Source organism: Flindersiella endophytica (assembly GCF_054779015.1).
The window spans coordinates 443,796-462,727 of sequence record NZ_BAAGYY010000023.1; the positions used below are offsets into that span (position 1 = coordinate 443,796).

The 18,932-nt window shown below is 66.8% G+C and carries 20 protein-coding genes; 11 read left to right on the forward strand and 9 right to left on the reverse strand.

Annotation, left to right across the window (positions count from 1 at the left end):
* Window positions 1–13: 13 nt before the first annotated feature.
* Window positions 14–517, reverse strand: coding sequence for a SigE family RNA polymerase sigma factor (locus ACYVF6_RS26385; protein ID WP_460525224.1), 504 nt, complete (start codon window positions 515–517; stop codon window positions 14–16).
* Window positions 518–828: 311 nt separating this feature from the next.
* On the opposite strand from ACYVF6_RS26385, the gene ACYVF6_RS26390 reads away from it, so the two are divergent.
* The 7 genes from ACYVF6_RS26390 (at window position 829) to ACYVF6_RS26420 (ending at window position 9,638) form a co-directional block, all read left to right on the forward strand.
* Complete coding sequence (locus ACYVF6_RS26390) at window positions 829–2,775, forward strand: glycoside hydrolase family 127 protein (protein ID WP_460525225.1); 1,947 nt, start codon at window positions 829–831, stop codon at window positions 2,773–2,775.
* A gap of 8 nt (window positions 2,776–2,783) precedes the next feature.
* Window positions 2,784–4,184 carry a type 2 periplasmic-binding domain-containing protein gene (locus ACYVF6_RS26395; RefSeq protein ID WP_460525226.1) on the forward strand — a complete coding sequence of 467 codons (1,401 nt, stop codon included), beginning with the start codon at window positions 2,784–2,786 and terminating at the stop codon, window positions 4,182–4,184.
* Window positions 4,185–4,187: 3 nt separating this feature from the next.
* Entirely contained in the window at window positions 4,188–5,579 is a 1,392-nt protein-coding gene (locus tag ACYVF6_RS26400; RefSeq protein WP_460525227.1) for a type 2 periplasmic-binding domain-containing protein, read from the forward strand.
* A complete protein-coding gene (locus ACYVF6_RS26405; RefSeq protein ID WP_460525228.1) occupies window positions 5,579–6,475 on the forward strand; it encodes a carbohydrate ABC transporter permease in 897 nt (298 codons plus the stop codon). The genes ACYVF6_RS26400 and ACYVF6_RS26405 overlap by 1 nt, the downstream gene beginning before the upstream one ends.
* Window positions 6,472–7,374 (forward strand): carbohydrate ABC transporter permease, encoded by a 903-nt coding sequence (locus ACYVF6_RS26410; protein WP_460525230.1) that lies wholly within the window; start codon window positions 6,472–6,474, stop codon window positions 7,372–7,374. Before ACYVF6_RS26405 ends, ACYVF6_RS26410 begins: the two co-directional genes overlap by 4 nt.
* Window positions 7,375–7,388: 14 nt before the next feature.
* Window positions 7,389–8,921, forward strand: a complete 1,533-nt coding sequence (locus ACYVF6_RS26415) for an Ig domain-containing protein (RefSeq protein WP_460525232.1) — start codon at window positions 7,389–7,391, stop codon at window positions 8,919–8,921.
* A 135-nt stretch (window positions 8,922–9,056) separates the two neighbouring features.
* Window positions 9,057–9,638, forward strand: a complete 582-nt coding sequence (locus tag ACYVF6_RS26420; protein WP_460525233.1) for a hypothetical protein — start codon at window positions 9,057–9,059, stop codon at window positions 9,636–9,638.
* 24 nt (window positions 9,639–9,662) lie between these two features.
* Here the strand turns inward: ACYVF6_RS26420 and ACYVF6_RS26425 are convergent, their stop codons facing one another.
* Together ACYVF6_RS26425 and ACYVF6_RS26430 are read right to left on the reverse strand one after the other, a co-directional pair.
* Entirely contained in the window at window positions 9,663–10,127 is a 465-nt protein-coding gene (locus ACYVF6_RS26425) for a maleylpyruvate isomerase mycothiol-dependent enzyme family protein (RefSeq protein ID WP_460525234.1), read from the reverse strand.
* 78 nt (window positions 10,128–10,205) lie between these two features.
* Window positions 10,206–11,141, reverse strand: a complete 936-nt coding sequence (locus ACYVF6_RS26430; protein WP_460525235.1) for a U32 family peptidase — start codon at window positions 11,139–11,141, stop codon at window positions 10,206–10,208.
* Window positions 11,142–11,258: 117 nt separating this feature from the next.
* Between ACYVF6_RS26430 and ACYVF6_RS26435 the strand changes: the two genes are divergently transcribed.
* Window positions 11,259–12,032: an IclR family transcriptional regulator gene (locus ACYVF6_RS26435; RefSeq protein ID WP_460525236.1), complete on the forward strand. Its 774-nt coding sequence runs from the start codon at window positions 11,259–11,261 to the stop codon at window positions 12,030–12,032.
* Here the strand turns inward: ACYVF6_RS26435 and ACYVF6_RS26440 are convergent.
* From ACYVF6_RS26440 to ACYVF6_RS26450, 3 genes are read right to left on the reverse strand one after another with little or no spacing between them, the layout of a single operon-like run.
* The gene (locus tag ACYVF6_RS26440) at window positions 12,029–12,589 is read right to left on the reverse strand and encodes a TetR/AcrR family transcriptional regulator (RefSeq protein WP_460525237.1); all 561 of its coding nucleotides are present in this window, start codon (window positions 12,587–12,589) and stop codon (window positions 12,029–12,031) included. The two genes, ACYVF6_RS26435 and ACYVF6_RS26440, sit on opposite strands and share 4 nt — an antisense overlap.
* Before the next feature lie 10 nt (window positions 12,590–12,599).
* Window positions 12,600–13,067 carry a hypothetical protein gene (locus tag ACYVF6_RS26445; RefSeq protein ID WP_460525238.1) on the reverse strand — a complete coding sequence of 156 codons (468 nt, stop codon included), beginning with the start codon at window positions 13,065–13,067 and terminating at the stop codon, window positions 12,600–12,602.
* A gap of 49 nt (window positions 13,068–13,116) precedes the next feature.
* Complete coding sequence (locus ACYVF6_RS26450) at window positions 13,117–13,680, reverse strand: DinB family protein (protein WP_460525239.1); 564 nt, start codon at window positions 13,678–13,680, stop codon at window positions 13,117–13,119.
* A 99-nt stretch (window positions 13,681–13,779) separates the two neighbouring features.
* Between ACYVF6_RS26450 and ACYVF6_RS26455 the strand changes: the two genes are divergently transcribed.
* The 3 genes from ACYVF6_RS26455 to ACYVF6_RS26465 are packed head-to-tail and all read left to right on the forward strand — an operon-like array spanning window position 13,780 to window position 15,665.
* Window positions 13,780–14,403 (forward strand): TetR/AcrR family transcriptional regulator, encoded by a 624-nt coding sequence (locus tag ACYVF6_RS26455; protein WP_460525240.1) that lies wholly within the window; start codon window positions 13,780–13,782, stop codon window positions 14,401–14,403.
* On the forward strand, window positions 14,400–15,233 hold the full coding sequence (locus tag ACYVF6_RS26460; RefSeq protein ID WP_460525241.1) for an alpha/beta fold hydrolase: 834 nt from the start codon (window positions 14,400–14,402) through the stop codon (window positions 15,231–15,233). The genes ACYVF6_RS26455 and ACYVF6_RS26460 overlap by 4 nt, the downstream gene beginning before the upstream one ends.
* 12 nt (window positions 15,234–15,245) lie before the next feature.
* Window positions 15,246–15,665: a bleomycin resistance protein gene (locus ACYVF6_RS26465; protein WP_460525242.1), complete on the forward strand. Its 420-nt coding sequence runs from the start codon at window positions 15,246–15,248 to the stop codon at window positions 15,663–15,665.
* Window positions 15,666–15,838: 173 nt separating this feature from the next.
* On the opposite strand, the gene ACYVF6_RS26470 is transcribed toward ACYVF6_RS26465, so the two are convergent.
* From ACYVF6_RS26470 to ACYVF6_RS26480, 3 genes are read right to left on the reverse strand one after another with little or no spacing between them, the layout of a single operon-like run.
* Window positions 15,839–16,687: a carbohydrate ABC transporter permease gene (locus ACYVF6_RS26470; RefSeq protein WP_460525243.1), complete on the reverse strand. Its 849-nt coding sequence runs from the start codon at window positions 16,685–16,687 to the stop codon at window positions 15,839–15,841.
* A gap of 9 nt (window positions 16,688–16,696) precedes the next feature.
* Window positions 16,697–17,650: a carbohydrate ABC transporter permease gene (locus ACYVF6_RS26475; protein WP_460525245.1), complete on the reverse strand. Its 954-nt coding sequence runs from the start codon at window positions 17,648–17,650 to the stop codon at window positions 16,697–16,699.
* A 5-nt stretch (window positions 17,651–17,655) separates the two neighbouring features.
* On the reverse strand, window positions 17,656–18,894 hold the full coding sequence (locus tag ACYVF6_RS26480) for an ABC transporter substrate-binding protein (protein ID WP_460525246.1): 1,239 nt from the start codon (window positions 18,892–18,894) through the stop codon (window positions 17,656–17,658).
* Window positions 18,895–18,932 lie beyond the last annotated feature (38 nt).

Sequence of the window (18,932 nt, forward strand, 5' to 3'; positions counted from 1 at the left end):
CCTGGCTGCCGGCCTAACTGCCGGCGTACTCGTGAATCTCGTTGCCGAGAAGAGAACGGAGCCGCTGCAGCGCTCGCCTGCAACGCGTCTTCACAACGCTGGACCGAAGCCCGAGCGTCGCGGCCGTCTCCTCGACACTGCGGTCCTCCCAGTAGCGCAGCACGACGATCGCGCGGTCACTCGGCGACAAGGACGTCAGCGCGTCCAGCAGCACCAGCCGTAGAGCCGGGTCGGCGCCTGCCTCGGCGGCTTGCTCCGGCAGCTGGCTGGTCGGCTTCTCGTGGCTGCTGCGCAACCGCTTCTGGGATACGAACGTCCGGAACAACGTGGTGTGCGCGTAGGCCACCGGATTCTCCGCACTCTGGACCCGCTTCCACGACGCGTACAACTTGACCAGCGTCGTCTGCAGCAGGTCCTCGGCCTGGTGGTAGTCGCCCGTGAGCAGGTATGCCGAGCGGAACAGCTGCGTACCCCGGCCTGCCACGAACCCCACGAAGTCCTGCGGATCAGTAGTCACACGCGGTCGACTCCCCTCGTACTCGCCGTCAGGCGTCCCTTCTCACTGGTAGAGACGCCATGGCGCACCCTTGAGGAAACACGCCGGACAACTGGCAGCCGATGCGATGGGTCCGCTGGTGTATCCGGTCTGGATCACCAGCCAGCACGGCTGGGTCCGGGTCCGCCGGGATATCTCGACGCAAAGGTTTTCCTTCGTCATATGTTCGTGACAGTCCTAAACGGGACATGCGCCTTGACCACGCCTGACCAGCGGTTCTACGGTGGCGAGGAAATCCTATTCCTCCAGTTTCCACGTGCGCTAGGAGTCAGATGGGCACGCCCGAGACTTCCCATTCCGAGCCAACCGAACAGACCCGCGGACCGGCGGTACCCACAGCCGGCTCCAAGGCCGTCCAACGACCGCTCGGCCTCGATGATGTCCGGATCACGGGCGGGCCGCTCGGCCGGTGGCAGCGGGTCAACCGCGAGTCCAGCATTCCGCTCGGCCTCGAGCAGATGGAGAAGGCCGGCAGCCTGCCGAACCTGCGGATGGCGGCCGGCGAGGCGGATGGTGAGTTCCAGGGATACCGCTTCCAGGACTCCGACCTCTACAAGCAGCTCGAGGCCGTCGCCTGGGAGCAGGGGCGCGAGCCGTCGGACGAGCTGGCGCAGTTCGTCACCGACGCCGCCAAGGTGCTCACCAAGGCCCAGCAGCCAGACGGCTACCTCAACTCGCACTACCAGATGGTCAAGCCGGACAAGAGGTACGAAGAGCTGGAGTACTCCCACGAGATGTACTGCGCCGGCCACCTCTTCCAGGCGGCCGTCGCCAACGCGCGCATTGGCGGCGACGAGGGTCTCACGACCGTCGCGAAGAGGTTCGCCGACCACCTCGTCGACGTGTTCCTCAAGGGCGGCAACCCCGGCATCGACGGTCACCCCGAGGTCGAGACCGCGCTCGTCGAGCTCTATCGCGTCACCGGCGAACGCACCTACCTCGAGCTCGCCGAGAAGCTGGTCAACAACCGGGGCAAGGGCACGATCACCAGCAGCGGCATGGGCAAGCACTACCTGCAGGACCACCTGCCGGTACGCGAAGCCGACACCGCGGTCGGACACGCCGTCCGCCAGCTCTACCTGGACGCCGGCGTCGTCGACGTCTACCTCGAGACCGGCGACGAGTCACTACTGAACAGCTCCATCGAGCGCTGGGAAGACACCGTCGCCACCAAGACCTACGTCACAGGCGGCCAGGGCTCCAGACACGCCCGCGAGTCGTTCGGCGACCGCTACGAGCTCCCGCCGGACCGCGCGTACAACGAGACGTGCGCGGCCATCGCCAGCATCCACTGGAGCTGGCGCCTGCTCCTCGCCACCGGCGAGAGCAAGTACGCCGACCTGATCGAACGCACGCTCTACAACGGTTTCGCCGGCTCCACCTCCGCCGACGGCACCCGCTTCTTCTACGTCAACCCCCTGCAGCGCCGGCACGACCACGTCGAGGGCGACGACCCCGGCCGCCGCCGCGAGTGGTTCGCCTGCGCCTGCTGCCCGCCGAACATCATGCGGCTGGTCGCCTCGCTCGGCCACTACGTCGCGACGACAGCCGGCGACACGCTCTCGATCCAGCAGTACGTGCCCGGCCAGGTCAGCGCGCGGATCGCCGGCAGCCCGGTGACGCTGAACGTCGAGACCGACTACCCGTGGGCGGGCACGGTCGCCGTCACCGTCACCGACTCGCCCGGCGAGTGGACGCTCGCCCTGCGCAAGCCCGAGTGGAGCGTCAACACCACAGTCGCAGTGAACGGCGAGCAGCTCGACGCCACGCCGGACGAACACGGCTACCTCCGCGTCACCCGCGACTGGCAGCCCGGCGACACCGTCACGCTCGAGCTCGACCTGACGCCACGGAAGGTCTATCCCCACCAGCGCATCGATGCGGTACGCAACAGCGTCGCGATCGAGCGCGGCCCGCTGGTCTACTGCTTCGAGCAAGCCGATCAGCCGGCAGGCATTGACGTCGAGGATCTCGTCCTCAGCCAGAACGCCGCCCTCAGCGTCCGCGAGCAAACGGATCTGTCGGAGGTCGGCCCTACGATCCTGATCGAAACCGAAGCCATCCAACTAGCGCAGCCGAAAGCCACCGGGCTGCCCTACTCCACCACACCACCATCCGAACTCGCCACCACGACATCGACGACGGCGGTCGCGATCCCCTATTTCCAGTGGGACAACCGGGACGGCCGCGCGATGCGGGTGTGGCTCCCGCTCGCCTAGGAGTCCCCATGGCCGGACCACTGCTCGGCTCCCAGTTCAACCGACGTGACCTGCTGCGGCTCGGCGGCCTCGCTGCCGCCGGCGCCGCGGCGTCCGGCCTGTCCGCCTGCGCAGACACAGGTCCGGGCTCCGCCAGCCAGGGTGCCGGCGGCTCCAAGCAACTGCAGTTCATGTACTGGGGCTCGGCCTTCGAGCAGAAGGCCGTCAACAAGATGCTCCAGCAGTTCGAGCAACACAACAAGGGCCTCACGGTCCGGCCGGTCTACACGCCGAACGAATACGAAACCAAGCTCAACACGCTCGTCGCCAGCAAGAAGACACCGGACGTCGCCTACCTCGGCGGCGGACAGGTCTATCGCCTTGCCGAGCAGGGCAAGCTGATCAACCTCTATCCGTACCTCAAGAAATATCCCGACCTCGCCAGCCGGCTGCCCTACACCTACTACTGGTACGGCAAGGACAAGCTCGCCGGCACGCAGACCGCCAACGAGGTCATGCTGCTGTGGTACAACAAGAAGGTCCTGCAGGATGCCGGTATCGAGGCACCTCCGGCCGAGGCGAGCAAGGCCTGGTCGTGGGACCAGATCGTCGAGAACGCCGACAAGCTCACGTTCGACCAGAACGGCAAACGCCCGAGCGAGGCCGGCTTCGACTTCAAGCAGGTCAGGCAGTTCGGCCTGGCGGCCAACTGGAACGAGTACGGCTGGTACCCCCTGATCCGCAGCAACGGCGGCGACTTCGTGGACGAGACCGGCACGAACTACACCCTCGACAGTCCCGAGTGTGTCGAGGTGTTCCAGAACCTCCAGGACCTGATCTACAAACACCGCGTCTGCCCGACGCCGGCCCAGATCGGCAACAACGCGCCCACCACGACCGTCCAGCTGCAGACCAAACGCATCGCGATGGCGATCGACGGGCAGTGGGTGCTGCTCGACATGGCTGAGAGCGACGTCGACTACGGCATCGGCGTACTGCCGAAATACCAGGATCCGCTCACGATCGGCTTCGCGGCCGCGACGATCGCGTTCAAGGGCAACGGGCACGACGAGGAGACCGTGGAGCTCTACGCGTTCCACAACGACCCGCGCTATGTCGACCTCTACGACAGCGGCCTGTGGATGCCCCTGTCGAAGAAGTACTACACCGACCAGGCCGCGATCGACTCGTGGACGAAGAACGACTCACATCCGCCGGAGTTCCGTACGGCGGTTGTCGACTACACGCTCAACCACTCCGTTCCGGAGATTGGGCAGACCATGAAGAACATGGATGCGATCAGCGAAGTGCTGACTCCCGCCATCCAGCAGATCCAGACCGGAAAGGCCAAAGCCAAGGACGTGCTGACCGCCTTGAAATCGAAGGTGCAGCCGCTCCTGCAAGGCCGGTACCCAAGCCAGGAGCTCTGACGAATGAACAGCTGGACCCGACGCGACCTGCTCCGCTTCGGCGGCCTGGCGGCAGCCGGTGCTGCCGCCGGCGGGCTCTCCGCCGCCTGTGCCGACACAGGGCCCGGCTCCTCCGGAGGAAGCAGCGGAGACAAGACCGAGCTCGAGTTCATGTTCTGGGGATCGACCTTCGAGCAGAAGGCCGTCAACAAGATGCTCCAGCAGTTCGGGCAGAAGCACAAAGGCGTCACGGCCAAGCCGGTCTTCACACCGAACGACTACGACACCAAGCTCAACACGCTGATCGCCAGCAAGAAGGCACCCGACGTCGCCTACATCGGCTCGGCCATGGCCTACCGCCTCGCCGAGCAGGGGAAGCTGGTCAACCTCTATCCGTACTTCAAGAAGTACCCACGGCTGGCCAACCAGCTGCCCGGCACCTACATGTGGTACGGCAAGGACAAGCTGCTCGGCACGCAGACCGCCAACGAGGTCATGCTGCTGTGGTACAGCAAGAAGGCGATCCAGGATGCCGGCGTCGAGACGCCGCCGGCCGACGTCGCCAACGCGTGGTCATGGGACGACCTGGTGTCCAACGCCTACAAGCTCACGCTCGACCGCAACGGCAAGCACCCTGACGAGAGCGGCTTCGATCCCAAGCAGGTCAAGCAGTTCGGCATCTCGTGCAGCATCGAGTATCCGCCGGCGTGGTACGGCTTCCTGAAGTCGCGCGGGGTCGACTTCGTGGACGAGTCGGGCGAGAAGTGCCTGCTCGACACGCCCGAGGCGATCGAGGTGCTGCAGAACCTCCAGGACCTGATCTACAAGCACCACGTCGCTCCGACGCCCGCGCAGGCCGGCGGCGCCGACGCTCCCGCGACCAACGTTCAGCTGCAGACCCGGCGGATCGCGATGGTCGTCGACGGGCAGTGGATCCTGCTCGACATGTCGCAGAGCAACCTCGACTACGGCATCGGCGTGCTGCCGAAGTACCAGGAGCCGTTCACGACCTCGATCGGCGGCGCCACCGCTGTGTTCGCCGACACCAACGACCTCGACAAGGCGATCGAGCTGTTCGTCTTCCACAACGACCCCGACTCGGTCGACCTGTTCAAGGACGGGCTGTGGATGCCGCTGGACAAGAAGTCCTACTCCGACCCGGCGGCGATCGACAAGTGGGTCAAGAACGACGTGCACCCGCCCGAGTTCAAGACGGCGGTCGTCGACTACACCCTCAACCACTCGGTGACGGCGTTCGGTCAGCTGCTGAAGAACCAGGACAACATCAACGAGGTGCTCACGCCCGCTCTGCAGGAGATCCAGACCGGCAAGCGCCCGGCGAAGGCCGTGCTCACCGAGGTCGTGCCGAAGGTCAACGAGCGGCTCCAGGGCTGGTACCCCAGGCAGGAGGTCTGATGCAGCTGTCCGGGCAGGGCCGGCTCGAACGTCGCTGGGGAATCATCCTGGCGATGCCGGCCATCCTAGGATTCGTCATCTTCACGATCGGGCCGATGCTCGCCTCGGTGTTCTTCAGCCTGACCGACTGGACGATCGGCAGCAGCCCGTCGTTCATCGGCGTCGACAACTACCGCACGCTGGCACACGACGAGCTGTTCTGGAAGTCGTTGAGCGTGACGACCTACTACACCCTCGCGACGGTGCCGATCGGGTTGATCGTCGGCTTCGCGATCGCGATGCTGCTCAACCAGCAGGTGCGCGGCCTCGCGATCTGGCGCACGATCTACTACGTCCCCACGCTGGTGCCCGCCATCGCGAACGCGCTGCTGTGGATCTGGATCTTCAACCCCGACTTCGGCCTGCTCAACTCCCTGCTGCGGCAGGCGGGCGCGCCGACGTCGCAGTGGATCTACTCCGAGACGATGGCGGTGCCCTCGCTGGTGCTGATGAGCACGTGGGGCTTCGGCAACGCGATGGTCATCTTCCTGGCCGGCCTGCAGGGCGTGCCGCGGCACCTGTACGAAGCGGTCTCGATCGACGGCGGTGGCGTCTGGCAGCGATTCCGGCACGTGACGCTGCCGATGATGACGCCGACGATCTTCTACAACCTCGTCACCGGCGTGATCGGCACGTTCCAGGTCTTCAACCAGGCTTACGTCATGACCGACGGCGGGCCGAACAACGCGACGTTGTTCTACATCTTCTATCTGTACCGGACCGCCTTCACCGAGAGCCAGATGGGCTACGCGAGCGCGCTGGCTTGGGTGTTGTTCATGGTCATCATGGTGGTGACGTTCTTGCTGTTCCGTAACGCACGACGCTGGGTCTACTACGAAATGGCTGGTGCGCGATGACGGCGGTGGATACGGTCTCGTCGGCCGCCGGCTCGTCGACCGCGGCGGACGCTCCGCCGAAGAAGCCGTTCGCGGTGGGGCGTGTCGTGCTCTACGTCGTGCTGGTGCTCGGCGCGATCCCGACGATGCTGCCGTTCGTCTGGCTGGTTCGCAGCGCGTTGATGAACGACAACCAGATCTTCATCGCGCCACCGGAGTGGATTCCACGTCCGTTCGAGTGGGCCAACTTCACCGGTGCGCTGACGTCTCAGCCGTTCTTCGGCTACTTCCTGAACACGATGATCATCGAGATCGCCGTCGTGACGGGCACCATTCTCACCTGCTCGGTGGCGGCGTTCTCGTTCTCGCGGCTGCGGTGGCGCGGGCGGAACGTCGTGTTCGCCATCCTGCTGAGCAGCGTGATGCTTCCGTACGCCGTCACGCTGATCCCGACGTTCGTGATGTGGCGCTCGCTGGGCGCGCTCGACACGTTCTTCCCGTTGACGGTGCCGGCGTGGTTCGCGGGCGCGGGCGGCGGCGTGTTCAACGTCTTCCTGTTGCGGCAGTTCTTCCTGACGATCCCGTTCGAGCTGGACGAGGCCGCCTACATCGACGGCGCGTCGCCGTGGAAGGTGTTCTGGACGATCGTGATGCCGCTGTCGAAGCCGGCGCTGGTCGTCGTCACCATCTTCACGTTCATCGGTGCGTGGAACGACTTCCTCGGGCCGCTGCTCTACCTCAACGATCAGGCCAACTACACACTGGCGTTGGGCCTGGCCTCGTTCCAGAGCACCTACACCGCCCAGTGGGGCTATCTGATGGCGGCGTCGACGGCCGTGATCGCGCCGATCATCGCCCTGTTCTTCTTCCTGCAAAGGTACTTCATCGAAGGGGTAACGCTTACTGGCATCAAGAACTGAGGGGTGGGATCTGGATGAAACGTCGAGGCTTGCTGGCCGCGGCGGCCGCGGGGCTGGCGTCGTCCCAGCTGCCGGCACTGCCGGCTGATGCTCGTGCTCGTGGTGGTGCGAAGGAGACAACTGTGGCGGCCGGCCAGATCAGCGACGCGCTGGTCTACGACATCTTCTTCCGTCAGGTCAACGCGTATGGCGTGCAGCTCGTCGACTGGGAAGGGTATCTCGCCAATCCCTACATTGAGCTGACCGTACGGCCGCCGGGGCCGGACGTCGCATTCCCGTTGACGATCGACCTGTTCGCCGAGGGCACGTCCCGGTTGATGATGGACCTGCCGAGCACGCTGTCCGCCCGTGGAGCTCGAAAACAACTGGTCCTCACGGGCCCGGCGGATCGCGAGATCTTCCGGCTGGCGATCCATCCGCGCCGTGGACCTGGGCCGGACGAGCTGTACCGCCTGCACCTGAAGACGACGGACGCGACCGGTGCGTCGTCCTCGCTGGTGATGCCGATTCGCGTGCAGGTCGACCAGAAGACGCCGCTCGAGCCGCCGATCCCGATCTCGTTCGACTACCGCTACGACACCATCACGGGCTACTTCTCCGATCCCGCGTTTCGTACGGCTGCCGAGGCGGCGGTGAAGGACTGGTTCTACTTCTTCGACCTGACGCCGTTCGACACCGTGCCCGCCGGTGCCGAGGTCGGCCACCTGCCCGGCAACGACTGGCAGGACGAGATCCAGGTGTCGAACGACCAGGCGTACAACGGGATGTGGGTGTTCTTCCGCGGCATCCAGACGCCTTACTCGACTGGCTACCCGACGAACAACGGGTCGTTCCACACCGTCGGCGGCTCGCCGACGCCGTACCACCGTTCGACCGCGATGATCTTCGAGTACAACGAAGACACGATGGAGCTGTTCACCTCCCTGGCCGACGAGGACTGGTATCTCACCGACCTGGGCCGCTACATCGACGTCCACGGCCTGGTCATGCACGAGTACGGCCACGCGGTTGCCTACCACAGCTGGTGGTCGGGGATGGCCTCGTACGTGGCGGCGCGAGGCGAGGGCTACTCCAAGGTGATCGAGTATCAGGGCTATCCCGTGCCGCTGGACGGCAGCTACCACATCCCGGGCGACTATCCGTACTGGGACAGGCTGAGCGGCCAGAACGGCGGCTGGATCCACCTGTTCCCGACGCGGCGGTGGATGCTGACCAAGCTCACACTGCTGATCGCGGAGGCGGCGGGGTGGAAGCTCAACCGCAACCTCACCCCGTTCCTGGCGCCGTCGATCGTGAGCGCGTCCCTGCGCGGCGGCCGGCTGGGGCGGGCGTACGACATGCGCCTGCAGGCCAAGGGCGGCGTCCCGTTCTACGACTGGCAGGTCGTCGACGGTGCGTTGCCGGCCGGTCTCGCGCTGGACCGCTTCACCGGCCGCATCTCGGGAACGCCATCGGCGACGGGCCGTTCGACGTTCACTGTGCAGTTGCGCGACTACGACAAGCTCAGTACACCTGTGGAGAAGGAGTTCACGCTCGCCGTGACCTGACGTCCCGATTTTCGCGACGGGTTGCGATTCAGCACCCGTTCGTAGGGGCTGCCGTGACCTAGGCTGTCTATGGTGACGGGGAGCTATCGACCACCACCGCCGCCACCCATCCAGTGGCGGCCCGGTGATCCGATCGTGATCCGTCTTCGGCATGCCGGCTTCCTGCGGTTCCTCTACCCCATGATGTTCGGCATGCTGGGCGCGGTCTTGCTCGCGAGAGGAATCGCCGGTTTGCCGGTGGAAGGCATGACCGTCAGCCATATCGCCGAGGCCGTGGTCGGGGCACCTACGCTGGCTCTGGCCGCCTTCCTCTGGTTCAGGCCGCGGCCGCCGGCACCCAACCTCGTGGTGGTGGAGCCGCCCGGCCTCCGCTGGTACGACCGCGGCTCATCCTGGGCAATCGCCTGGACCGAGCTCGCGGCCGTCTCGATCGCCACCTCCAAGACACTGGGCGGCTACAGCACGTTCCCCCAGTCGCCCTACACAGTCTGGGTACGGATCGACCTCTATCCCGGCGATCCCGGCTTCCAGGAACGGCATCCTGACCTCACGCCGTTCTGGGAGGCGGCCGGAGGCCAACAGTGCTACCGCATCCCACTCGGCCAAGCCGAATCCGAACTCCGCGCCCTCGACAACGGCCTACGCATGTACGCTCCCACCCACTACCGCGGCACCACCGACGAAGGCTGGTCCCCCAACCCCTTCCGCGACCAGTAACCAAACTCTGGTAGGGATTCGAACCTACGGCCGGAGCGAAAGCAGTTGTTGCGTGTGCAGCGGCAGGTGGATCTGGCCGACACCTTCGACGAGGAAACGCAGCGGGCGCGGCTCGTCGACGACCAGCTCGTCGTTGGACAGAATGAAGATGGGCAGCCGCACGTCGAGGTCCTCGTCGTCGATCTGCCCGGCGATCGCGATGAACAGGTCGGCCTGGCGGCGGATCAGGTCGATCAGGCCGGGCATGCCACCGGCCCGCGCGATGACGCGACGCAGGTTCCACTCGTCCAGGCTGGCCCGGTTGTCGTACGCCGTCCGCTCCCCGGCGACGATGGCCAGCGCGTTGCTCAGAATCGCGCTGTGCCCGACGACGAGGTGGGCGAGCAGATGCTCGGCATCCCACTCACCCGCCGGTGGCGGGCCGAACCCGCCGTTCTCCGCCTCCGCCAGGAACGTGTCGTACGCCACGCGCAGCTCGTCGGTGTTCACGTTTCGCCCGTCTCTCTTTCGCGCACGTGTTCAGGACGGGGTCCGCCCCCGGCTGGTTACGGCGCGGAGAGCTGGTAGTCAGCGGACGGGGAGGGCGAGGCCGGCGGCGCGAGGCTTGGACGTCGCCTCGGTGACGCCGTTACGGTGCAGCAGCTCAATGCCCAGCCGCGCCCGCCGTACGCGTTCGCGCGTCAATGCCACCGTCGTCGACTCCAGGTGGGTGCCGGCTGGATAGACGTCCGGTGCGTTGCGCAAGCCGAACTTGATGTAGACCGGCGCCGCCACGTCGATCAGTTCGGGCAGCTCGTGGTGGCGGACGTACCCACCCACGTTGTCCGGCGCCTCGACGTACACGTCCACAGGGATGTCGATGGCCATCCGGATCGCGGCGATCTCGGCGAGGCTCAGGTCCGTTGTGAGGTTGAGCGTGTCGGCGCCGAGGTCCTCCAGCACGCGCGCCGTCGCGGCGTTGGACACGGGCAGCATCACCGACACCTTGGCCTGCATGTCGGACGGCAGATGTCCAGCGGCCCGGAGCTTTCCGAACGCCGCCAGCACACCGAGGTCGGAGATCAGCACGCTGCGGACCCCATGCGCCGCAGCCCGCAGTACGTCGTCGAGCACCGCGCCGACCTGGTCCTGTCCGTGTGCCGTCGCCGCCATCACCGAGCCGGCCGCTGACCGGGCGGTCGCCGACAGGCCCCAGCTCGCGCACGGGCGTGCGAACAGGCTGATCTCCACGCCCGCGTCGTCGGCGAGCGACACCATCTCGTCCAGCTCGGCGTCGGTCAGCAGGAAAACCCCGCTGCCCTGGGAGATCCGGCGCACAGGGACATCAAGCGAGTCAGCCGCCTCCAGCGCGGCCGACAGGCAGCGCGGCCCTTCGGTGCTCGGGATCTCCACGCGGTAGCGCACGCCGTCCGGAAAACGCTTGTCCGAGGTCGGCAGCTCGCGGGGATCACTACCCGGCAGCTGAATGGACTCCAACAGGTGTTTGGATGCGGTGCTCGCCACGCGGTCTCCGGCTATGCTCGGCACAACAAGGTGTTCGGTATATCGGACGCTATTCGTATACTCGAACATCATCCTCTCTGTCCGATCGGCGTACGTCAAGGAAAGAAGGCAGCGACCATGGGTCGTTCGGTGCCCGCTCTGACCCGGGCGTTCGACATCCTCGAGTTGTTCGCGGGCGTCGAGGAGCTCTCCGTCCCCGAGATCGTCGACCGGCTCGGGCTCCCGCGTACGTCAGTGCACGAGCTGGTCGGCACGATGGTCGAACGTGCCTATCTGGCGCCGGTGCCAGGGCAGACACACCGATATCGGCTGGGTATGGCCGTGCACCACCTCGGCGCGCTCTACGCCGAACGCCTCGACCTGGCCCGCGAAGGCCAGGCCGTCGCCGCTGATGTCGTCGCCCAGTGTGGCGAAACCGTGCACGTCGCTGTGCTCGACGGCGCGGAGGTCGTGTACGTCGCCAAGGTCGACAGTACCCACCCGATCCGCATGGTGTCCGCAGTCGGCCGTCGCCTGCCCGCCCACTGCACCGCGGTCGGCCTGATGCTGCTCGCCAGCCTCGACGACACGAAGCTGGACGTTCTCCTCCCTTACGAACAACGACTTCCCGCCATGACCCGGCGCAGCATCACCTCGCCGCGGACGTTACGCAAGCGGCTGGCGGAGGTGCGCGAACGCGGTTTGGCCTTCGAATACTGCGAGTCCAACGAGGCGGTGGCCTGCGTCGCCGCCGGCGTCCACGACCGTACGGGCACCACGGTCGCGGCGATGAGCGTCTCCGTACCGACGCTGAGGTGGAACGATCAACGTGGGCAGGAGCTGGGCCGGATGATCACCAAAGCCACCGACCGCCTGTCGGCACGGCTCGGCCACCAGGCGCTCCAGCTCTAGCGCGGCAGGTAGCCGTCGGCGGCGAGACCGAGCACGTAACGACGAGTACGTTCCGGCGTCCACCCCCACTCGGCGTGGTGCGCCCGCAGGTGAACGTACGGAAGGACGACCGCGCTGCACAGCATCGCGGCATACGGCCAGGGATCGCCGACGCCGACGATGCTGCCGTCGCGGCGGCCGTCGTTCAACAGCGTGACCAGAGGCTCCAGCATGTTGACCGGCTCGCCGTCCTTGTGGAGCTCGGCCTCGTGCAGGAACTGGTCGGAGTGCGAGAGCAGGGCGAGGTGCCGATCGGACAGCTCGCACAGAGCTTCCAGGCAGGCGCGCAGCCGGGCCGCCGCGTCACCGGGCATCGTGAGTGCGGGCCACAGCAGGTCGCGGCAGTCGTCGGCCAGCCGGCGGCGCAGCTCCCGTTCCACCGCCGCGCGGGTGAACCCGTGCCGCCACACCGTGGCCCGGGACACGCCCGCCGCGGCGGCGATCCGGTCGAGGTTCACCGCGGCCCAGCCGTCTTCGGCGAGCAGGGCCTCGGCGACCTCGAGCAGCTTTCGATCCATGACCCGCAGGCTAGGGGGCCAGCACCTTACGCAGGGCGGCCGCGGTCTCCTCGGCTGCTTCGGGCGTACAGGCATAGGTGTCGGCGTTGGCGAGGTACTCGGTGCCGGCGGTCGGCTGGCTCGTCCACCAGGGCAGCAGCCACAGGTGCATGTGCGGGTAGGCCCGCATGGACGCCCAGCTGTAGACCCGATCCGCGCCGGTGACCTCGTGGATCGCGGCCGTCAGGCGCTGCGTAGCCGGGCCGAACGTGGCGGCCTCGGCGGCGTTCATCTCACCGGCGTCCAGGAAGTGCCGCCGGGACTCCAGGATCACCAGACCGCGCGGTCCGTAACGGCCGGTCCGCGGCGTGCAGCCGGCCTTCCAGTGTTCGTCCTCGTAGATCCAGCCGCCCACGGGCTGGTTCTCCTCGCCACGGTTGTCTCCACAGAACCAGCAGAGGCGCTCGGCAGCCAGGTGCTCGTCGTACTCGGTATGCATGCGCGTAGCGGACCATGAGACTTCGAGTTTCAGCAAGCGTCCGCCGGCGTCAGGCGGCCGGTGCCTCGAAGTCGTCGAACTCGGCGAGCCGGAGCGGCCAGTACGGGTCCCTTCCCACCAGTCCGAGCAGGCGGACCTGCAATGGTGCGTGCTCCGGCACCTCGACCGCGGGCCCGTACTTGTCGGGCAGGTCCTCGAACGCGAGCGCCGCGCTCGTGTTGACCCACAGCCGCACCGTCTCCTGCGGCTCGATCGTCGCGTCCTGGCCGGTCGAGCGCGCCAGGTCCCAGCCGTGCAGGACCAGGTCGTCGCCCAGGACCTCATCGATCGAGTCCGCCAGCCCGGCGTCAGCGTGCTCCAGCAGCAGCTCGACATCGATCCGCGCCGACCGGAACGCGATCAGCGGGTCGTACGACACCGACGGCGCGGCCCGCAGCGCCCGCCCAGCGGCGGCCAGCACGTCACCGTGCTTGGACACAACGTGGTCGACCAGGTCGAGCGCGGCCCACCGCCGGCACGGCGTCGGGTTCCACCACTGGTCCGGCCGCACGGCGGCGATCTTGCGTTCGAAGGCATCCGCCTGCCTGCGATAACGAGCTGCGATGGCGTTCATGCCCGTACTGACCGCCGCCGTGCGCGAAACTCATCGCGCCCGCCTGCCCGGGTATAGAATGAATGAGGCGTTCATTCATTCTATACAGAAGCAGGAGCCATGCCCCGTAGCCAGGCGACCAACCAGCGCATCCGCGAGGGCCGGCGCGCCGACGTCCTCCGCGCCGCCCGCTCGGCACTCGCCCGCAAGGGCCTGGCCACGACCATGGCCGACGTCGCTGAGGCTGCGGGGATCAGCCAGGGGCTGGCCTATCGCTACTTCGCGAGCAAGGACGAGCTGTTCCACACGCTCCTTTCGGAAGCACTGCTGTCCGAGCAGGACGCACTGTCCCAACGCCTGTCCGGATCACCGGGCCAACGCGTGGCCCAGCTCGTCTCGGCGCTCGTCGAGGGCCGCCGCCGCAACCCTGAGCTCCACCAGCTGCTCGGCCACCTCCTCGCGGCCGAACGACCGCCGAACGACCTGATCGAGCTCGTGGAGAGCCGCAAGCACCGTTTCCAGCGGCGCCTGCGGCGGTTGATCGTGGAAGCCCAGGCCGCGGGCGAGCTGGCCATGGACGACCCGGATCAGCTGGTCAGCGCGCTGTCCGCCTGCCTCGACGGGCTCGCCAGGATCCCTGCCGAGCAGTTCCCGGACGCCCGGATCGTGCTGCGCCTGCTGGCCGCGCCCGCTGCGTCCTCGCCCTCCTCGCCCTCCTCGCCGACGAACGGAGAGACACGATGACGACGACGCGCCTCAGTGTGCCCGGCGCAGACCTCTACTACGAGGTCCGCGGTTCCGGGCCCGCTCTGCTGCTGATCCCCGGCAGCAACGGCGACGCCGGCTTCTTCGACGGGCTCGCCACCGCGCTCGCCGACCGCTACACCGTCGTCACGTACGACCGGCGCGGGTTCTCGAGAAGCCCTCTCACGGAGCCGTTCGGCAGCGCCTGGAGCGAGATCCACGCCGACGACGCTCGGCGGTTACTCGCCACCGTCACCGACGGGCCGGCCCTGGTCTTCGGGAGCAGCGCGGGAGCGATCATCGGCTTGGACCTGCTGACCCGGCAGCCTGATCTGCTCCGGGGGCTCGTCGCACACGAGCCGCCGCTGGCCGAGATCCTGCCCGACGCCGCGGCCTGGCGGACGTTCTTCGCAGAGGTCTACGACACCTATCGCCGCGGCGCTGCGGGCGAGGCCATGCAGCGGTTCATGGCTGGCATCGGCACCGCCAACGCGGGCAGGCCGGCTCACCTCGACCCCGAGCTGGGCCGCCGCGCCGCGGGCAACGTCGACTTCTTCTTCCAGCACGAGCTACGCGAGGCGACGGGGCACCAGCCCGACCTCGCAGCGCTCGACGCCCTGCGGAACCAGGTGGTCCTGGCCGGCGGTGCCGGTTCGCGCGACCACTTCCCCTATCGGCCGAACGTCGTTCTCGCCGCTCGCTGGGGCAGGGCCGTACTCGACTTTCCCGGCGACCACATCGGCTACTGGTCCCAGCCCGACGCGTTTGCGACCACGCTTGCCGGCGCGTTCGAGAGCCTCACGCCCTCCGAAACTCGTCGCCCAGGCTGAGACGATGAACGAGTGACTCCGCCCCAGGAACCCACCCTCGTCCCCGAGCTCCTCGTCACGAACACGAAGGCGAGCCTCGAGTTCTGGTGCGGCCTCTGCGGCTTCGAGATCGCCTACCAGCGCGAGAACGAGGGCTTCGCGTACCTCACCCGCGGCAGCGCCCACGTGATGCTCGAACAGGCCGGCGTCGGCCGCAACTGGATCACCGCCGGGCTCGACCGTCCGTACGGCCGCGGGATCAACTTCCAGATCGCGGTGGACGACCTCGACCCGATCCTGAGCTCCCTCCGGGCAGCCGGTCACCCCCTGTTCATGGAGCCGGAGACGAAGCACTACACCGTCGGCGACCGGAAGGTCGAGGTCCGCCAGTTCCTCGTCACCGACCCCGACGGCTACCTCCTCCGCTTCCAGACCTCCGTCCCGCGGCCATAGGCTGCCGCGGATGACATCGACAGACGACCAGGGACGTCCGGAGCCGCCCTCGCGGTCGCTGAGGCCGAGACCCATGCGGGGAAACGAGCGCCACGCCGAATGGAACGACGACCTGTGGGCCGCCGACCCTCACCGGCGAGTAGGCCTCGCCAGGCGAGGCCGGCCACAAACCGTCAACCCCGGATCGCGCCTGCGGTGAGGCCGGACATGAACTGCTTCGCGCCCAGCACGAACGCGATGAAGATCGGCAGCACGCTGATCGTGCTGCCCAGCATCACCGCGGCAGTGTCGGAGTGATACAGCGTGTTGAGGTCGGCCAGCGCCAGCGGATACGTGAACTTCTCCCGCGTGTTCAGCACGATCAGCGGGATCTGGAAGCTCGTCCACGTCCCCATGAACGTGAAGATGCCGAGCGCCCCAAGCCCCGGCCGGATCAGCGGCAGCACGATGCTCGCCCACGTCCGCCAGTCGGACGCGCCGTCCATCCGCGCCGCGTCGTACAGGTCGACCGGCACGGTCTGAACGATGAACTGCCGCATCCAGAACACCGCGAACCCGTTCACCGCGCCCGGGATGATCAACGGCCAGTACGTGTCGATCCAGCCCAGCCGTGCGATCAGGATGTACCAAGGGATCAGTCCGACCACGCCCGGAATGAAGATGGTCGCCAGCACCACCCGCCACATCCACCGCGACCCTGGCGCCTGCCGGAACCGCGCGAACGCGAAGCCCACGAGCGAGCACAACACGAGCACCAGCACCGTGTGCGAGACCGCGATCAGCAGCGAGTTGACCATCGACCGCAGGATCGGGACGACCGACGTCAGCTGCTCCCAGTTGGCCTGCAAGGCGTCGCCGGGCAGCAGCGGCGGCGGGAACTTGTAGATCTCCTCGTTGCTGTGCGTCCCGAGCACGACCATCCAGTAGAACGGGAACACGAACGCGAGCACGAGCAGCCAGATCAGCCCTGTGACGACCCAGCGCGCGACCCTGTCGCCGGAAGTCTGTGCGATGTCACTCATGAATGCCCCTTATTCCGCACGTGCCCGCAGCAGCCGGCTGTTGAGAATGGTGAACAGAGCGATCAACGCGAAGATCACCCACGACAACGCCGACGCCGCGCCGAGCCGGAACTCCGTGAACGCCGTGCGATACAGCAGCGTGCCGAGCACCTCGGCCGCCTGGTCGGTGCCCCCGGTGCCGCCCGTCAGCACGTACGGCTCGTCGAAGAGCTGGAACGAGCCGACCGTCGACGATGTGGCGCTGAAGAAGATGACCGGAAGCATCATCGGGAACGTCACGTGCAGGAACACCCGCAGCCGCGAGGCGCCGTCGACCTTCGCCGCGTCGTACAGCTCGCGCGGGATCGTCTGCAGGCCCGCGACGAAGAGGATCATGTGGAAGCCGAGGAACCGCCACGCGATCATCAGGATGATGATCGGCTTGATCCAGCCCGTCGAGGCGAGCCATTCGTACGCCACTGTGTCACCCGTGACGAACGTCAGGAACGAGTTGACGAGTCCGGCCTGGGTCGAGAACAGCACGCCCATGATGATCGCGATCACGGCCGGCGCCGCCAGCAGCGGCAGCAGGAAGATCATGCGCAGCAGGTTGCGCGCGCGGATGACGTACTCGTTGATGAGATACGCGAGCACGAACGCGGCGCCCACCGTCAGCACCGTCGAGCCGATCCAGATGAAGACGGTGTTCCACACCGTCTTGCCGAACACCGGATCGCTCAGGATCTGCGCGTAGTTGTCGAGCCCGACCCACGAGGGTGTGTTGAGCCCGTCCCAGTTGGTGAAGCCGAGCCACAACGCCGCCGCGATCGGGAACAGCCCGAAGACCGCGAACACGACGAAGAACGGCGAAACCATGAGGTAGAAGTTGCGGTGTTCCTTGATGCGCTTGCCGAGCGGCGCGGCCTGGGCGACCTTGCCGCCGCCCTTGCCCGCCTGAGTTTCCGTTGCCGTCACAGTTGCCACCAGGCTCACCCCAGCTTCGATTCGACCGTGGCCTTGGCCCGCCGCAACGCGTCCTTCGGCGACCGGAAGCCGTTTTGCACATCGGTGACGGCAGTGGTCAGAGCCGTGATGGCGATGCCGTCGTTGGGGTTGGTGATCGGCGTCTTCATGGTCGCCGACACCTCACGGAAGATGTCGTTCGGGTTCTGCCCGTCGTAGAACGGATCCGGCTTGTTCATCCACGTGTCCTCCAGCACCGGCGTCCAGGCGGGATAGAGGTCGCGCTGGTACATCAGGCTGAGGCTGTCCGGGTCCTGCGTCACCCAGCGGCAGAACTCATACGCCGCCAGCTGGTTCTTGCTGCTCTGCAGCACGCCGATGAAGTCACCGCCGGAGTTGAACGCGCTGACACCATCGGTCTCGGGCGCGAACGTCACGCCCCACTTGCCCTGCGTCGACGTGGCGTACGTGCCCTTGAGCCAGCCGCCGAACCAGTTGCCGGAGAAGAACGTCGCGATCGTTCCGGCGTTGATGGCGGCGCCGCGTTCCTGGTCGGTCATCTCCGGCGCCAGCACGCCTTCCTTCCGCAACCGCGGCACGTACTCCAGCGCCGCGACCATCTCGTCGGAGTCGAACGTGCTGTTGCCCTGCTCGTCGAAGTACGAGATGCCGTACTGCGCGCGGATCGCGCCGACCACGCTCTCGGGCTTGTCGACCAGCCAGCGTTTCCCCTTCTGCACAAGCTTCTTGCCGGTCGTTATGAAGTCGTCCCAGTTCTTCATCGCCTCGTGCACTTCGCCCGGGTCGGTGGGCAGGCCCGCGTCGGCGAACACGTCGCGGCGGTAGAACATCCCGCCCGGTCCGGTGTTCTTCGGCAGCTGGAACACCCGGCCGGTCTCGGTGTCGGAGACGTAGCTCCAGGAGAACGTGGCGTAGCGGTCGGAGTACTGCCCTGCCTTGAACGGCGGCTTCGACAGGTCGACGAAGCCCGGCTTGGACTTGAAGTTCGAGACCGAACTGATCTCGATCATCGCGACGTCGGGTCCGGTTCCGGACACCAGCGCGCCGAGGATCTTGCTGTTGTACGTACCGCTGAAGCCCTGCACCTTGACCTTGATGTCAGGGAACTTCTTCTGGAACGACGGGATCGTCTCCAGGAAGGTCTTGTCGTTGTCGGGCCAGGTCCACACGGTGATCTCACCGGTGCCGTCACCCAGCTCACCCTTGCCCTGTGCGCATCCGGAGAGCGCTCCCAGTCCCGCCATCCCGGCGGCCGCACCTGTGGCAGCCCCCAGGAAACGCC

Bases quoted from the DNA above. Each gene is read 5' to 3' on its own strand.
- ACYVF6_RS26450 (WP_460525239.1), bottom strand. From the start codon at position 13,680: ATGAACGCCATCGCAGCTCGTTATCGCAGGCAGGCGGATGCCTTCGAA.
- ACYVF6_RS26460 (WP_460525241.1), top strand. From the start codon at position 14,400: ATGACGACGACGCGCCTCAGTGTGCCCGGCGCAGACCTCTACTACGAG.
- ACYVF6_RS26395 (WP_460525226.1), top strand. From the start codon at position 2,784: ATGGCCGGACCACTGCTCGGCTCCCAGTTCAACCGACGTGACCTGCTG.
- ACYVF6_RS26410 (WP_460525230.1), top strand. From the start codon at position 6,472: ATGACGGCGGTGGATACGGTCTCGTCGGCCGCCGGCTCGTCGACCGCG.
- ACYVF6_RS26405 (WP_460525228.1), top strand. From the start codon at position 5,579: ATGCAGCTGTCCGGGCAGGGCCGGCTCGAACGTCGCTGGGGAATCATC.
- ACYVF6_RS26435 (WP_460525236.1), top strand. From the start codon at position 11,259: ATGGGTCGTTCGGTGCCCGCTCTGACCCGGGCGTTCGACATCCTCGAG.
- ACYVF6_RS26480 (WP_460525246.1), bottom strand. From the start codon at position 18,894: ATGGCGGGACTGGGAGCGCTCTCCGGATGCGCACAGGGCAAGGGTGAG.
- ACYVF6_RS26390 (WP_460525225.1), top strand. From the start codon at position 829: ATGGGCACGCCCGAGACTTCCCATTCCGAGCCAACCGAACAGACCCGC.
- ACYVF6_RS26400 (WP_460525227.1), top strand. From the start codon at position 4,188: ATGAACAGCTGGACCCGACGCGACCTGCTCCGCTTCGGCGGCCTGGCG.
- ACYVF6_RS26445 (WP_460525238.1), bottom strand. From the start codon at position 13,067: ATGCATACCGAGTACGACGAGCACCTGGCTGCCGAGCGCCTCTGCTGG.
- ACYVF6_RS26440 (WP_460525237.1), bottom strand. From the start codon at position 12,589: ATGGATCGAAAGCTGCTCGAGGTCGCCGAGGCCCTGCTCGCCGAAGAC.
- ACYVF6_RS26470 (WP_460525243.1), bottom strand. From the start codon at position 16,687: ATGAGTGACATCGCACAGACTTCCGGCGACAGGGTCGCGCGCTGGGTC.
- ACYVF6_RS26455 (WP_460525240.1), top strand. From the start codon at position 13,780: ATGCCCCGTAGCCAGGCGACCAACCAGCGCATCCGCGAGGGCCGGCGC.
- ACYVF6_RS26415 (WP_460525232.1), top strand. From the start codon at position 7,389: ATGAAACGTCGAGGCTTGCTGGCCGCGGCGGCCGCGGGGCTGGCGTCG.